The sequence below is a fragment of the Flagellimonas hadalis genome (assembly GCF_007785775.2).
GTDB lineage: Bacteria > Bacteroidota > Bacteroidia > Flavobacteriales > Flavobacteriaceae > Flagellimonas > Flagellimonas hadalis.
In genome coordinates this window covers 85996-101018 of record NZ_VNIK02000004.1, presented here as the reverse complement: position 1 = coordinate 101018, position 15023 = coordinate 85996, and the positions used below count along the sequence as shown (strand labels likewise).

At 43.4% G+C, this 15023-nt stretch carries 18 protein-coding genes and 1 tRNA gene; 14 read left to right on the top strand and 5 right to left on the bottom strand.

Features of this window, described 5'->3' with window-relative positions; translation table 11 throughout:
• The first annotated feature begins 87 nt into the window (after positions 1-87).
• The 4 genes from FOT42_RS08240 (at position 88) to FOT42_RS08225 (ending at position 2486) form a co-directional block, all read left to right on the top strand.
• Positions 88-160: transfer RNA gene (locus FOT42_RS08240), tRNA-Phe, on the top strand.
• 515 nt (positions 161-675) lie between these two features.
• Positions 676-870 carry a small ribosomal subunit protein bS21 gene (locus tag FOT42_RS08235; protein WP_151890097.1) on the top strand — a complete coding sequence of 65 codons (195 nt, stop codon included), beginning with the start codon at positions 676-678 and terminating at the stop codon, positions 868-870.
• Between the two features lie 3 nt (positions 871-873).
• The gene (locus tag FOT42_RS08230; RefSeq protein WP_151890096.1) at positions 874-1608 is read left to right on the top strand and encodes an NYN domain-containing protein; all 735 of its coding nucleotides are present in this window, start codon (positions 874-876) and stop codon (positions 1606-1608) included.
• Positions 1609-1619: 11 nt separating this feature from the next.
• The gene (locus FOT42_RS08225) at positions 1620-2486 is read left to right on the top strand and encodes a sigma-70 family RNA polymerase sigma factor (protein WP_151890095.1); all 867 of its coding nucleotides are present in this window, start codon (positions 1620-1622) and stop codon (positions 2484-2486) included.
• A gap of 168 nt (positions 2487-2654) precedes the next feature.
• Here the strand turns inward: FOT42_RS08225 and FOT42_RS08220 are convergent, their stop codons facing one another.
• On the bottom strand, positions 2655-3590 hold the full coding sequence (locus FOT42_RS08220) for a hypothetical protein (RefSeq protein WP_151890094.1): 936 nt from the start codon (positions 3588-3590) through the stop codon (positions 2655-2657).
• A 288-nt stretch (positions 3591-3878) separates the two neighbouring features.
• Between FOT42_RS08220 and FOT42_RS08215 the strand changes: the two genes are divergently transcribed.
• Positions 3879-4631, top strand: a complete 753-nt coding sequence (locus tag FOT42_RS08215; protein WP_151890093.1) for a hypothetical protein — start codon at positions 3879-3881, stop codon at positions 4629-4631.
• A gap of 47 nt (positions 4632-4678) precedes the next feature.
• Here FOT42_RS08215 and FOT42_RS08210 read toward each other — a convergent pair whose 3' ends face one another.
• Positions 4679-4921, bottom strand: coding sequence for a helix-turn-helix domain-containing protein (locus FOT42_RS08210; protein WP_151890092.1), 243 nt, complete (start codon positions 4919-4921; stop codon positions 4679-4681).
• Positions 4922-5031: 110 nt separating this feature from the next.
• On the opposite strand from FOT42_RS08210, the gene FOT42_RS08205 reads away from it, so the two are divergent.
• Positions 5032-5475, top strand: coding sequence for a hypothetical protein (locus FOT42_RS08205; RefSeq protein WP_151890091.1), 444 nt, complete (start codon positions 5032-5034; stop codon positions 5473-5475).
• Positions 5476-5487: 12 nt separating this feature from the next.
• Here the strand turns inward: FOT42_RS08205 and FOT42_RS08200 are convergent, their stop codons facing one another.
• Positions 5488-6525 carry a helix-turn-helix domain-containing protein gene (locus FOT42_RS08200; protein WP_151890090.1) on the bottom strand — a complete coding sequence of 346 codons (1038 nt, stop codon included), beginning with the start codon at positions 6523-6525 and terminating at the stop codon, positions 5488-5490.
• A 193-nt stretch (positions 6526-6718) separates the two neighbouring features.
• Here FOT42_RS08200 and FOT42_RS08195 point away from each other — a divergent pair, with 193 nt between their 5' ends.
• The 8 genes from FOT42_RS08195 to arsM all read left to right on the top strand — a co-directional run bounded on the left by FOT42_RS08195 (position 6719) and on the right by arsM (position 12995).
• Positions 6719-7408 (top strand): SOS response-associated peptidase family protein, encoded by a 690-nt coding sequence (locus FOT42_RS08195; protein ID WP_151890089.1) that lies wholly within the window; start codon positions 6719-6721, stop codon positions 7406-7408.
• 182 nt (positions 7409-7590) lie between these two features.
• Positions 7591-7752: a DUF1328 family protein gene (locus tag FOT42_RS08190; protein WP_151890088.1), complete on the top strand. Its 162-nt coding sequence runs from the start codon at positions 7591-7593 to the stop codon at positions 7750-7752.
• 59 nt (positions 7753-7811) lie between these two features.
• Entirely contained in the window at positions 7812-8018 is a 207-nt protein-coding gene (locus FOT42_RS08185) for a YtxH domain-containing protein (RefSeq protein ID WP_151890087.1), read from the top strand.
• Positions 8019-8146: 128 nt separating this feature from the next.
• Positions 8147-9604 carry a cardiolipin synthase gene (gene cls, locus FOT42_RS08180; protein WP_226789827.1) on the top strand — a complete coding sequence of 486 codons (1458 nt, stop codon included), beginning with the start codon at positions 8147-8149 and terminating at the stop codon, positions 9602-9604.
• Between the two features lie 201 nt (positions 9605-9805).
• Positions 9806-10033, top strand: coding sequence for a hypothetical protein (locus tag FOT42_RS08175; protein ID WP_151890085.1), 228 nt, complete (start codon positions 9806-9808; stop codon positions 10031-10033).
• Positions 10034-10606: 573 nt separating this feature from the next.
• A complete protein-coding gene (locus tag FOT42_RS08170; protein WP_151890084.1) occupies positions 10607-11221 on the top strand; it encodes a TIGR04282 family arsenosugar biosynthesis glycosyltransferase in 615 nt (204 codons plus the stop codon).
• The gene (locus FOT42_RS08165; RefSeq protein WP_151890083.1) at positions 11218-12033 is read left to right on the top strand and encodes a purine-nucleoside phosphorylase; all 816 of its coding nucleotides are present in this window, start codon (positions 11218-11220) and stop codon (positions 12031-12033) included. The genes FOT42_RS08170 and FOT42_RS08165 overlap by 4 nt, the downstream gene beginning before the upstream one ends.
• Positions 12030-12995 carry an arsenosugar biosynthesis arsenite methyltransferase ArsM gene (gene arsM, locus FOT42_RS08160; RefSeq protein WP_151890082.1) on the top strand — a complete coding sequence of 322 codons (966 nt, stop codon included), beginning with the start codon at positions 12030-12032 and terminating at the stop codon, positions 12993-12995. Before FOT42_RS08165 ends, arsM begins: the two co-directional genes overlap by 4 nt.
• Before the next feature lie 10 nt (positions 12996-13005).
• Here the strand turns inward: arsM and FOT42_RS08155 are convergent, their stop codons facing one another.
• Both FOT42_RS08155 and FOT42_RS08150 read right to left on the bottom strand, forming a co-directional pair.
• Positions 13006-14022, bottom strand: coding sequence for an N-acetylmuramoyl-L-alanine amidase family protein (locus FOT42_RS08155; RefSeq protein WP_151890081.1), 1017 nt, complete (start codon positions 14020-14022; stop codon positions 13006-13008).
• Positions 14023-14955 (bottom strand): N-acetylmuramoyl-L-alanine amidase, encoded by a 933-nt coding sequence (locus FOT42_RS08150; protein WP_151890080.1) that lies wholly within the window; start codon positions 14953-14955, stop codon positions 14023-14025.
• Positions 14956-15023 lie beyond the last annotated feature (68 nt).

The following is a 15023-nucleotide window of genomic DNA, read 5'->3' as shown; positions in this document are numbered from 1 at the left end:
GGAAATGGAAAAAAATCAATGCCTTTTTTCCAGTTTTTGTTTGTATATCCTATTTTTGAAATTATATTTGCACCCGCTTTAGGGCATGGTACCTTAGCTCAGTTGGTAGAGCAACGGACTGAAAATCCGTGTGTCCCTGGTTCGATTCCTGGAGGTACCACATGAAACCCTCGATAACTCAGTGTTTTCGAGGGTTTTTGTTTGTTGTCTACATTCTGGTCGACAATCTTTCAGTGTTGCCAGCAAATTATTATCCCCTTTCCCAGGCAAATAGGGCCATTGAAAAGATATTTGCAAGGCAAGAAAACCTTCAACCTTTACTATGATGAAATTCAATTGTTCTATTTCTTTTAAAAATCGACCAGCGCATTTATTTCATTTTAAATACTTCAAATCCAATTTAAATCCGTTCCTTTACTTCACATTAAATTAATGGACGAAAATTATACCTGTCCTTAAATAAAAAAGACAGCCCATCACTACCCCTCTTTATCCATAGGGCACTTCTTAATTATTTTTCGCTTGTACAAATATTCGAATTTCAAAAGCCCTTGGGCTTTCATGCGAAATTACAGTTGTTATCCAGAACACAGTGCCCTGCTCAAATGGTCCTTTATTTTGTTGTCAACTCCATTTTTAGTGTCCAAACATCTCAATAACTAAAAATGATCGGTAATGCTTATAGTGAAGATAGTTCCAGGTGAGAATATTGAAAGGGCCTTGAAAAGGTATCGAAATAAAGTGAGAAACACTCAACAATTGAAACGCATTCGCAATAATGAAGAGTTCACCAAAAAGTCCATAGTAAAACGGGTGCAATTGGCAAAAGCTGTTTATAGAAGTGAATATTTCAAAAAGATGGAGGAATAATCAATGGAAAAAGATCTAAACCTGGCAGTCCTCATAGATGGCGACAATATTCCTTCCAAATATGTAAAGGAAATGTTGGAAGAGATCGCAAAGTATGGAAATCCGAGCATTAAAAGAATTTATGGCGACTGGACAAAACCAAGTCTTGCAAAATGGAAGGATGTACTGCTTAAAAACGCCATTACACCAGTGCAGCAGTATGGCTACACCACGGGAAAGAATGCTACGGACAGTGCCATGATCATTGATGCAATGGACATCCTCTATTCCGGGAAGGTCAACGGTTTTTCATTGGTATCCAGCGACAGTGATTTTACCAGATTGGCCATACGGTTAAGAGAAGCAGGCATGACCGTATTCGGAATTGGTGAACGAAAGACACCAGACCCGTTCATCGTTTCCTGTGACAAATTCATATACCTTGAAATTCTTCACAAAAACACTTCAGAAGAATCAACGGCGATCAAAAAGGACAAAAACAGCAGTGTTGACAAAATCACCCCAAAAGTTGTCAATCTTATTCTTTCCACTATTGCAGATGTGGAAGATGATGAAGGCTGGGCCTTCTTGGGTGAGGTAGGGACGTTGTTGCAAAAGAAACAGCCCAATTTTGATCCAAGGAACTACGGATTCCGGAAGTTGACCCCCTTGGTCAAATCCCTGGACCAAATCGAAATAGGTTCAAGAAAAAATCCAAAGGGAAATGGAAACCTAATCTACATTAGGGCAACATCCTAAAAACCAAGCCTATGCGATCACTCACAATATCCAAACAGATCACCAAAAGAGATAGCCCCTCTTTAACAAAATATCTAAATGATATAAGTCGCATCCCCATGATTACCGAGCAAGAAGAAGTTGACCTTGCTGTCCGAATAAGAAATGGTGACACCCTAGCATTGGAAAAATTGGTAAAAGCCAACCTGAGGTTCGTTATATCTGTGGCCAAGCAGTACCAATCACGTGGTCTCAATCTCCATGATTTGATCAATGAGGGCAATCTTGGATTGGTAAAGGCTGCATCAAAGTTTGATGAAACCAGAGGTTTTAAGTTTATTTCCTATGCGGTTTGGTGGATTCGTCAAGGAATCATTCAAGCATTGACGGAAAAATCCAGAATGGTGCGGTTGCCCTTGAACAAGATAAATGTCATCAATAAAATCAACACGGCAACATCACAGTTTGAACAAACGAACGAAAGACCACCCACGGCAGAAGAGGTTTCTGAAATGGTCGATTTTTCACTAAAGGAAATCCAAATCTGTTTGAACCATTCTTCTTGGCCCATTTCGATGGATGAATCATTTCAGCCTGGGGAAAATGAACAGAACCTGCACGATATAATGAAGTCGAATAGTTTTGACAGCCCCGAGCAAAACTTGATTCACGGATCATTGAAAAATGAGATCAATGGTGTTTTGGATGTCCTGTCCTACCGGGAAGCATACGTGATAAAAAGGTTTTTCGGAATAGGGGAGGAAGATTCGCAGGGACTGGAACAGATCGCATATGACCTTGATCTAACCACCGAAAGGGTCAGGCAATTAAAAATAAAGGCTTTGGCCCGATTGAGGAGCTCGACTAAAATTGAATATTTAAAGGCGTATTTAGAGTAGTTTTTTTGATTTTACTGATAGTCGAGGGCTACATGCTTTGCAAAAAACATAGTTTTTTGCCGAGGTAATACCCTGGAGGTACCACAAAAAAACCCGCAAACATAGTTTGTGGGTTTTTTGTTTTTATGGATACTACGCAGGGTGTCTTATTAATGTAATTCCTGAACATTACTTGAAGTCTTCCAAATCCTTGCTCAGCCTATCAATTTGTTTTAATGCATCTGAAATTTCTGATTTTACGGCTTTGAATTTCGTTTTCAAATCTTTTAAATACTTCTCTTTTTCAACATTTTCCTTTTTTAAAAGGAAAATTTCATTTAAAATTATCCTACGCTTTTGCTTCTGTATTTCACTCCAAAGGTATTCCTTATAACTATTTATGTGTTTCTGATAAAGTTCATCGTTTAAATAAATCCAATTTTTACTATTATCAATAAATAGCCATTTTTTCAAATCCGACAATCGAAAGTTGAAACCTACGAGCATAATAAATTCTTTAAGGCTTATGGACAAGGTTGGAATATTTGTCAACCTAATTTTTTCCTTCTTGTCCTCATTTATCCTATTTGAGTAATATGGTTCAATAAAAAGGATTTTGTTCCCTATATGAGCAACAACATCAACTCTTATATCCCCTTTAGAGGTTTTTATTGTCTTTTCAATTTCAACATTATCAATTATGACTTTTTTAACCTCAGTCAAGTTTTTCTTTAATCCATTGATAAATTCCCTTTGTTGATTTAAGGGTATATTTGCGTCAAGAAGCTTGCTTCGCATTTGCCAAAAATTCCGTAAATACTCTTCTGGCAAGTCTTCTATTAGTAGTTCTGGAAGTTCAAAATCAGATACCTTTTTTAGTAGCTCCTTAACAATCTTATGAATATAGGATTCGACAGTCCCCAAACACTCAAAATCCCCATAATGTTTAAAGTGTGGTGTCGCATGGTTAATCACGGCAATAAATCTTCCACTACATTCAGGACAAATTATATTAGACTTATTCTTTTCACTTAAGCATCCTATATCAACCAGTTCTTCATTAAGTAAATCAAATGCCACTGGATACTTAACATCTCTTTTTTTTGAAGGTTTTTTATGCATCAAAAATCATTGTTTGCAATGAAATTATTTAAAACTGTGGATTTTCAAAAATCAAAAACAATCTCTTTGATTTGATAGGGGGTGGGAAGTTTGAGGTTAGAACACAAGGAAGGTAAGTAATAGATGTATCAAAAAACCTGGCAAATTTGGCGTTTCTTTTATTTGAGGCCGTAGACTATATCTCTTTCCAAAAGCTAAATAAAACTCCATAGTAATTAAAACTGCATCTTTTGACAACTAAGACATTTTAATCATAAAGGTTTTTTACTTTTAAAAGATAAAATTTAGTAAATGAGTCCAATTTCAATTCCAAACCTTCCTACCGATAACCTTTATAAATTCGAAGCTATCTCAGGTGTGTTTATCTTTTTATTTGCCGTAGTGTTTTTATCCCTACAGGGAGTTGAATATTTGGATGATATCAATGATTTGGAAAAAAAGGAATCAATAGAAATTTTACAAATGAGACATTTATTACAGGATCAAGAATGGCTCAGTAAAGAAATTGATTTACTTAAGAGTCAAGTAAAAGAACTTGATAGTTTCATGAAATACGATGGTTTAGATGGTGATAATGATTTCATAAACTTAAATGCTCATGAAAAGCTTCATAAACGCCTTGATCTTTCGAAAGATCCAAATTATAGAGATTATATGGAGTTCAGATACAAGTATCGTGAGGATATATTTCCCAACCTTAAAACTTTCAAAGAATTAGCTGAACTAACAAAAGAGAACGAGAAAACCTTGCGTAAGCTTTCCATAAGCAACATAGACCTTAATTTTTATGAATTAAAAATAAATCAGAGGGGGAAAATTTTAAAATTACTAATCCTTGTTTGTTGTATACTTATGATTTTGGGTACTATACTTGCTATTAGAGGTTTTCGTCATTGGTATATTAAGGTGCAAAGTAAGATTGATCTTAAAATGGATTACGAAGTAAAAAGTTTAAAGTCTCAGATTAAAAAATTAGAAGAAACTATGAAAATAAAGGGTTACAACTCAGATAAAATCAATGATGATGAAGTAAAGTCTTCCTAATTTGGATAAAGTTAATTATCAATTGAAATCTTTTACGGTTTTGGAAATTAGTTATCAAAAGACAGCAACTCTGAAGTAGTTATTCCAAAAGCATCAGCTATTCTCTTTAGCATGGAAACCTTCATTTCCTGCTTTCCCAACTCATACTTACGTAGGTTCTGAGCATCAATCCCTGCTTTGAAAGCAATTTCTTCAATACTCAACCCATTTTCAGCCCTTAATGCCCTGAGGTGTTTTCCCAATTCAACACAAAAAGCTGGGATTTCTTTTTTTCGGTCACGTTTCGACATATATCAAAAGTGCATACAAGAAGTTTTATACAACGAATTGTAAACAATAGGTTACTTACAACCTTTTTTGTTAATTTTGAATAGAAAATCCCAAAATCTAACAATCTACCATGCCACCATCCATTTCATCCACCATCACCAACTTTCTCCACCAAAGTTCCCCTGCCCCGTTGCAGATCACCTTTGCCTCTTTGGAAATCTGTAGCCATCAAAACGGGGCATTGCGCCACCGCGTGCAACGGAAGCACAGCCGCATCCTCCTCCAGCAAACCCCACAAAAAGGGCTGGCGGAGATCACCGTGCTGGACAATCTGGTCTTTAGCTTTTCCTTCCGGTTCCAGCTACCCAGCGCCCCCACCCTCCATGAAGTGGACATGCGCTGCCTGCCCCGCCCCTTGGACCAGGGCAGGTTGTATTTGGATGACGAAAAATTGCAGCTTTCTTTTCGGATAGATGCCCCGGACCCTTCCCTTCGGGTGCAGGTCACGCAGGTGTACCGCGGCATCCTTCACTTGGAACACCGGCAGCCAACGCTTTGCGGGCACCAACTGTAAAACGGGTCAGGATCAGCCGGCGATGGCCATATCCATTCTGCCGTTCTTGAACTCGCTGGGGCTTATCCCATATTTCTCCTTAAAGATCTTTGAAAAGTAGCTTCGGCTCGTAAACCCGATGGAGTACACCACTTCCGAGATGTTCATTTCGGTGGTCTCGATATAGTCACGGGCCACCTCAAGGCGGGTGTTGCGGATATATTCGGTCACGGTCATGCCATATAGCAGTTTAAAGCCTTCCTGGAGCTTGGCCTGAGTCAGCCCCGTTTCGTTGGATATTTCTTCCAACGTGAACTCCTTGGCAATGTTCTTCCCGATTTTTTCGGCATATTCCCTGATCGTGTTCAGCTCCCTTTTCAGCAAGGAAGTCTCAGGGCCCTTGTTCTGCATTTCATCATTGTGCTGCACTATGTGCATGGAAAGAATCTGGTACACCAGCCCCTCTATCTGCAACACGCGGATCATGCCCTCGGCGGTGACCTTTTTGATGGAGGAAACCAAGTCCGCCATTCTCAAATTGTAGGACCCATAATAGGAAAATACATTTTTGTGGTCGGTGTCCAAAAACACTTTGCATAATTGTTCATTGAGCGCTTCACCCTTGTTCATCCGTCTGCTCATGAACTGGTTCCTTCGAACGCGTATCACGTTGATTTTCAAAGGTATTCCGGCTGGAAGATACCCATGGTTGAACCCATTGGCCCTGCTGGAAATGATCACCGATTGGTACTGTTCCATGATCTTCAGTTCGGACATTTCCTGGTGCCCGAACCTGTGGCCACAATAGCCTTCCAAACAGTAGACAAAACTGATGGGGTTGTATGTGGAAGTGTCCGCGATGAGCGTCACTTCATCAAAAAAAGTGATGTCATATTCCAACAGGCTGGCCCCCCATTCAAAATTGAGGACCCTTATTTCTCCCTTGGCCTTTTCATTGTCCACGGAAAGTACGTGCTGCCCCCATTTTTCAATGATTTCCCCTCCTATAACATTCTTGATCTGTTCTATGGTTCCAGACGTATCCTTGGTGTTTACATGTATTGTGATCATAGGTTGTGCAGTTTTTAAGGTTGATATAGAAAATTGACCTGTTTAATTATTTACGGTAAATGGTGGACAAAAAGACGTCCTTTCACAAAACTTTCACATTCCATTCCGATCACGATTAATATGTTATGAGTTAAGTTCTCTGGTCAAAAATGGGTTCATTTGTGTTGATGTTGAACATGAAGAATTGAAGATTATGATCTACAAACTTTCCAATGCGGTCGAGAGAAAAGTGATAGAGACAGAGTTTGGAATACCTTTCAAATATCCGCACATATATTCCCCGAGCCTCATCATCAACGGCTTTAATGAAACTAACCTGAGCGTGGTGACCATGGAGTCACCGTATGAGATCAACTATGCCATTTGGGGGCTTATGCCACAAAACTTCAAGGAAGACTGGCATATTTTCCAGAACAATGCGAACACCCTCAACGTTGGCCTACGCGAGCTGGAAAACATCCAATGGATGAGGGAATCCCTGGAAGAGCGAAGGTGCCTCATCATTGTTTCGGGCTTCTATACCCATCTGCTCCACAACGGGGGCACATCCACCTACCATTTGTACAAGCCTTCACAAAAACCGTTCATGCTGGCCGGCGTCTATAATGTATTGGAAGATGGCTTCTATTGCAGCGCATTGATCACGAGCAGCGCAGACACCTCCATATCATCCTACCACGACCTCAGCAACATGGTCCCGGTGGTGATCCGCAAAGAGGATGTGGGGTTATGGCTTTCCCAGGACACCTCCCTTGATCAGGTAAAGGAATATGTTGAAAGACCGCCCAAGGTCAACCTCAAAGCCGAACTGATCAGCAATGGTGTCTTTGCCAAAAACCTTTCCTTTACTTCCGACCTCAGGACTATTAACATAAAAAATTGAAATTATTTCCAATAAAAAGCCATTTTATTGTGTTTTTATCAGTAAAAATGACAATATGATGTATTTTTTTAGCTTTTGAGTCAAAAGATAACCCGTTAAAGACAAGCTTCCCGCCCCAACATTCGCAACTTTGTAGTGTACCACTTAAGAGATAAGCGGACAATAATTTAAAAACTATAGATATGTTACGTTGGACCGTCACCTTTATAATTTTGGCCATTGTGGCCGCCATTTTTGGATTTGGAGGAATTGCCGCAGGTGCGGCCGGTATTGCCAAGATACTTTTCTTCATTTTCATTGTACTGTTCATTATTTCCTTGATTACGGGAAGAAAAAAGATTTAAGATTGAACAGATCATCATATAAACCTTAAATACAATCATTAACCCTAAAAATTAATATCATGAGAAAGTCAATAAGTCTATTTATGTTGTTCATTGCAATGGCCTTTACCATGAGCATGAACAGCTGCAGGGAAACCAAGGAAGATAAAGCTGAAGAAGCCGTGGAAGACGTAAAGGACGCCGCCGAGGATGTCGGTGACGAAGTAGAAGATGCCGCTGACGAGGTCGGTGACGAAATCGAGGATGCCACGGATGACAATCCTTAATAGATAAAAAAGAAAAACTCCTTTTTAAAAACTCTGGCAATAGATGTCAGAGTTTTTTATTATAGTGACCTATCTACATCCTGTTAAAAAATGGCCCTGCATCATAAAATGGTTGCCAATCCTAATTTTTGAAGGTAGATTGTACGCTATATGCCTCCCACCATATGAAAACTGTCATCCTCATTGCCTACATCCTAGTGTCCCTTTGGGCCATCGGCGCCATCATCTACCATGGCAGGCGCCCTTCGCGTTCCATCAGTTGGGTGATCGCCATCCTTGCACTTCCGTTTTTGGGCGCGTTGTTCTACTATCTTTTTGGCATGAACCGCAGGAAGTTCAAATTCTTCAACAACAAAGAGTTTAAACGGCGAAAGCGATACCACTACGAGGGCGACACCAAAATGGAGGGCACCGCTCCCGACTTTGGTTCGGACACCCGAAAACAAAGGCTCAGCCGCCTTGTGGGCACCTGCTCCGAAACCCGTCCGGCCACTGGCAACTCCATCACGGTGCTACAGGATGGAGGGGAAACCTTCAACGCACTCTTCAAGGCCATGGAAGAGGCCAAAGAGTCCATCCATGTGCAATATTATATCCTGGAAAGGGGCGACCTCCTGGACAAGATGTTGGAACTCTTCCAAAGGAAGATAGCAGAGGGCGTGGTGGTCAGGATCATCTATGACTCCTTTGGCAGTTACCGGCTCAGGGGCAGGCCCAAGAAAAAATTCAGGGATATCGGTGTTAAGATCTACCCCATAATGCCCATTCGGCTCACCAACCTACTGTTCTCCCTCAATTTTAGGAACCACCGAAAAATCTTGGTGATCGACAACAAGATTGCATTCACGGGCGGGGTCAACGTATCCGACAAATACATCAAACATGGCGGTGAACTGGGCAAATGGAAGGACACCCATTTGAAGTTGGAAGGCCCCATTGTGAACGATATCCACCTGGTGTTCCTGAAGGATTATTATTTTGCCAGCAAACAAGGGGATTTCAAGGTAGAGGAGCACCTGACCGAACAGCCCAAAACCGGGGAGGTCGCCGCACAGGTAGTGGCCGGGGGACCAGATTCCGCACACCCCACCATCATGTACCAATATATAGGCATGATGAACCGGGCCAAAAAATCCATCTGTATCGCCAACCCCTACTTTCTTCCCGGCGAGGCCCTTTTGGAGGCCTTAAAGATCGTGGCCCTCGAAGGCGTGGAGATCTCTCTTTTGATTCCCAAGAGATCGGACTCCATCGCCGCAAAGTTCGCCATGTTCTCCCAGTTTGAGGAACTGCTAGAGGTGGGGGTGAAGATCTATATGCGGGACGACTTTTCGCACAGCAAGATACTGATCGTGGACGATGACCTGGTCTCCATTGGTTCGGGAAACTTCGATATGCGCAGTTTTGAGCTCAACTACGAGGCAAATATCCTTATCTATGATGAAAAGATCAATGCCGAAATGACCGGGGAGTTCCTCGCCATTTGTGAAAGGGCCGAACCTATCACCTTGGAAAGGTTCAGGAACAGATCCACATGGCTAAAATTCCTTGAAGGCCTCTTCAAATTTTTCAAACCCTTGTTATGATCATTTAATGAAAAGTTAAAATTTTATCGCTGTAAACCGGTCGTTCTTTGTCCATACCACGGCCAACGAAAGGTCCCCGATTTTTCCAAAAAAGAAAGACTTCTTAATGTTTTCATAAATATGAAAATCAAATAGTTCCATAGTCATAAAGTATGGAACTAAGACTTATATTTAAGGCACACAGCATAACTTTAAACAAAAATGACCCACGAGTTACTAGCAAAGGCAGAAGAGTTTGAGAGCAGACCCATGAGCCACATGTCCACCAGCGACAGGGTAGAGGCCTCAAGGGAAGCAAAACGGTTGATCCTATCCATCAACGAGATCTATAAAAAGACGAAGGATTCCAAACTGATGGACATCATGAAAAGTCTTACCGAAAAGAAACGTAAGATCGAAAAACGCCTTAAAGGCACTCCCTTGGTCTAGGGAATACCATAACATCGTACAGGAAGGAATAGATGCTTCGCCACAAATGTCCTTCCTGTTCCTTTTCCATAATACATTGATTTTCAGTCATTAAGTCAATTGTAGTTATTCCCTTACACAGTATTTCCCCGCCACTTTTTCCATCCACAAAGTATTTTTGACCAGTTATATCCTTTTTCCTGCAACGAATAAAATTGTGGATTGCAGGCACAGGTTTTTGACTAATTTCGAGGGAACAATCAACTAAAACACTTTTGAAAAATGAACACTGTAGAAGTAAAGTTGGGGTATTTCTTTTGGTATTCCGTGATTGCCATTTCCATACTTTCCCTCATCAACAACCTGTACCATTACATTTTTTAAGCTATACTGGACACCCATCATCAATCAAGAACTTCCCATAACTACTAATGTCTCTCGCAAAGGGGTGCCCACAATGGCATCCCTTTTTGCCCTTCACCAATCCCTCTTCCAATCTATTTCCACCTAAATAAATATGTCCCGGCACGGACCACTATCCTAAATCTGACTATATTTAGAGTGCATTAATGACCTCCCACTAAACAAGATCAATTGAGCAACAGCCTACTTTTGATACTCACCCGAAACCCTGAACTCGGCAAGTGCAAGACCCGTCTGGCCGCGACGGTGGGCGACAGGGCAGCATTGGAAATCTATCAGTTTCTCCTGCAGCATACCGTTTCGCTTACAAAACACTTGAAGGTGGAGAAATGGGTGTACTATTCGGAAGAGATCTGGGAAGATGATATGTGGGACAATGCCCATTATCAAAAAAAACTCCAGATAGGCAAGGATTTAGGGGAGCGCATGCAAAATGCCTTCAAGGAGGGATTCCAGGCAGGGTTTGAAAAAATCATTGTCATCGGCAGTGATATGTACAATCTTGCCCAGACCGATCTTGAAGAAGCTTTCTCAAAATTGGAGACACATGACTACGTGGTGGGCCCCGCGGAAGACGGCGGCTACTACCTTTTGGGCATGAAATCCTTGAACGAAGCGTTGTTCCGGGACAAAGAGTGGGGTACAGACACCGTTCTGGCCGACACATTACAGGATCTGAAAACTGCCCGTGTGGGACTTCTGCCCGAAAGAAACGATATAGATTATTACGAGGACATCAAAGATATCAAGGCCTTCGCGCCTTTCATCAAACATATAAAACAATGACACAGACACAACTTGACGAATCTGTAGAATATTTAAAAAAGAAGGGGTTTGAATCCCCTGAAATTGGCATCGTACTAGGAACGGGATTGGGGCAATTGGTCGATGGCATAGAAAACCCCATCGAGGCCCATTACAACCACATCCCCCATTTTCCCTTGGCCACCGTGGAGTTCCATTCAGGAAAATTGATCTATGGCACCATTGCCGGAAAAAAGGTGGCAGTGATGCAGGGGCGTTTCCATCTGTACGAAGGCTATGACTTCGTGGACATCACCTATCCCATTCGGGTAATGCACCAATTGGGGATCCAAAAACTGTTTGTGTCCAATGCGGCAGGGGCCATCAACCTCGACTTCAAGAAAGGCGAAATCATGCTCATCGAGGATCATATCAACCTTCAGGGAGGGTCGCCGTTGGCCTTCAAAAATGTATCCGCATTCGGGGACCGCTTTGTGGACATGAGCGAACCGTATGACCTGGACATGCGCAAAAAAATCGAGGGCATTGCCCAAAAAGAGGGCATTTCCATCAGAAAAGGGGTATATGCCTCCGTGGTGGGTCCCCAACTGGAAACGAAGGCCGAATACCGCATGCTGAAAATGGTCGGTGCGGACGCTGTGGGAATGAGCACCGTCCCCGAAGTAATCGTGGCCAATCATTTACGACTACCCATTGTAGCGGTATCCGTTTTGACCGACGAATGCGATCCGGACAACCTCCAACCTGTCAATGTGCAGGAAATCATCGCCATCGCCGGAAAAGCAGAGCCCAAAATGATCCAATTGTTCACCGAATTGATAAAGCAACTATGAGCTACCTAGACGCCACACAAGACCTTTACAAAGAAGCGGCCATTTCCCCCAACGTGGGACTTTGCTGCACCACCACACCCATCTGGCAGTTTCCCGGACTGTCCATCCCCAAGATCATGCAGGAAATGAACTACGGATGTGGGAGCACCGTCTCCGCACAGGATCTGGTGAACGACCCCAAGATCCTCTACGTGGGTGTAGGTGGGGGCATGGAACTGCTCCAGTTCTCCTATTTTTCCCGACAAAAGGGAGGGGTCACCGGAGTGGATTCCGTGGATGAAATGTTGGAGGCTTCGCGAAAAAATTTCAAGCTCGCCGAACAGGAGAACGATTGGTTCAAAAGCGAGTACGTGAACCTGGTCAAGGGAGATGCCCTTAACCTCCCCATCCCCGATGAGAGCATGGATGTGGCCGCACAGAACTGCCTCTTCAATATTTTCAAGATGGAAGACCTGCAAAAGGCCGTCGCCGAAATGTACCGCGTGTTGAAACCCCACGGCAGATTGGTGATGAGCGACCCCATTTGCGAACAGCCCATGAACGAGGAGTTGCGCAACGATGACCGATTGAGGGCGCAGTGCCTTAGCGGCAGCATTCCCTTAAAAGACTATGTAAAAGTATTGACGGATGCCGGATTTGGCACCATAGAAATCAGGGGGCGAAGATCATACAGGGTATTGTCCCCCAACCACTACCCAACGGACGAGCTCATCCATATCGAATCCATCGAGATTGCCGCTATCAAAGACCCAATGCCCGAGGACGGCCCTTGCATGTTTACCGGGAAAACCGCAATCTATTATGGCAACGAACCCTATTTTGATGACAACAAAGGGCATGTGCTGCTCCAAAACCAGCCGTTGGCGGTTTGCGACAAAACAGCTTCGGCGCTTGCAAGGGCATCAAAAGAAATCCATGTGAGCGAGAGCACTTGGCATTACAACGGCGGGGGCTGCTGCTAAATCATCTGGGTTATTTGGCGATGAATGTTTTGGAAGACTCATAGTCCAATAGGATTCCTTCGGATATCCATTTGGCCAGAGCCTGTCTATTGTCCGGGTCCAAGATCCGGCGTTGGTCCTTTTTGCTCCTGATGTTGCCTATTTCGATATAGGCCATGGCCGGAAGCGTATTTTTCACAACGTAGAGGTTGCGGTCCATAAACGTGCCGTTGTACAATCGGTTGGGTTGGAATTTTTTGTATTTCCTCAAAAAAGTCTGGTGGATGCTCTCGGCCAATTTCTTGCCGTTCTTGCTTTTTTCGTGATGGTAGAAGAACACATCGATGTTGGTACCTTCGCCCCTGCTGTCCACATGGATCACCAATAACCGCTGGTGCTTGCCCACATTTTTTCGATAGAGCCCGTTCACAGCTTCGGTACGCTGCTTCAGACGCGCCAACTGCCCCAAGGGAAGAGGTTTGGAGAGCACGGTTTCGTCCGTATCCAGTTCCAGCACCCTTTGGTCCCTGATGCCGTCATTATCGTCCTGCACAATGATGTGCACTTCTGCCCCATGCGAAATCAATTCCCGGGCCAGCCTGAGCGTGACATCATAGGCATATTCATCTTCCGCGATAAGCTTGTCATTGTATTTTTCCACTGCCCCGGGATCGGGACCCCCATGCCCTGAGATCAGGTAATAGACCGTATCGTCCAAACGATTGCTCGCCACATCCACCTTGGCGAATTGCTCCCCAAAAATGGGGTATTCGACACTCTTTCCCATTTCTTCGACCTTTTTGGTGTCCAACGTGTCCGGCAGAACATAGGAACGTCCCATCAGCAAGGATTCATCTTCCCCCAAATGTTCAGCGTTCAGTGCCACGAACTTGTTGTAGAATTTTGTCGGGCTGATGCCATGCCTTCGGAGGAGCGAATAGATCCCGTCCCCTTCCTTGGCCACCGCCTTCAGATTGGCCTCTTGGGCCAGTCCAATTCCTTGAAAATGAACAAAAACAAATAAAATGGATATTCTTAAAAACTTCATTTAATTCTCAATCTGCAAATCAACAAAATCGTTCATGATGCCGTCACTGATCAAGCTGGCAAACTGCTTCTTGTCCGGACGCACTGCTATTTTTTGGTTCGATGTTTTGGAAGCGTTCTCCAAGGTGAGCAAGCTGATGGCCGGAAGAATGTTCCGGGCCAGGTACAGGCTGTTCCTATCCTCAAAAATCATATCGACATCCTTGTATGACCTGCTCGAAACACTGGTCCGCTTGAACATGTTTTGGATATTTTCCGCCAATCGCTGGCCTTCTTCACTCTTTTTGTCGTGGTAAACGGCAACGTCCATATCCTCCTTGCCCGATACTCCATCGGCACGTATCACCAAAACCCGTTGGTACTTTCCACTGTTCTGTATGTAGCGCTTGTTGATGACCTCAACGTAACTTCCCATTTTTTGGTTTGCCGTCACGATTTCCCCATTCGGCGGTTCGGAAACCCCATCGCCCATGATATAGACTTTGGCCCCATGGACCATCAGATCGGCGGCCAGGCTTTCCGCGACATCCTTCACGTAATCGTTTTCGGCATTCTGCGGGTCTTCGGTGATGATGTAATATACCGCATCTTTCAGCTTATCGCTCTTGAGCGACATTTGGGCGAGTTCCCCATCAAAGATGGGTTCTTCGGCACCTTCGCCCGTACGGACCACCACGCCTGTTTTCTTGAGGGCATCCGCTGCCTGTGGAATTTTGTAGTCCGTTCCCACTTTCAGGAAACTGCCGTCCTTGATGTTTTCGGAATTGAGCTTCACGAACGCTTCATAGTGCCTGGCCGGGTCCAGCCCCTGTTTCCGTAGTAGGGAAAAAATCCCGTCACCCTGTTCCGCCTTCACCATGTAATAGGATGCCTCTTGGGCAAACAGCATGGTACAGGCACATACCCATAACATAAGGAATGATACTGATTTCATTATCGCATTTTAATTGGGAGGGTGCACTGCAAAGATGGGAAAAAATTGCCAACCAAGTCCTTCAATGA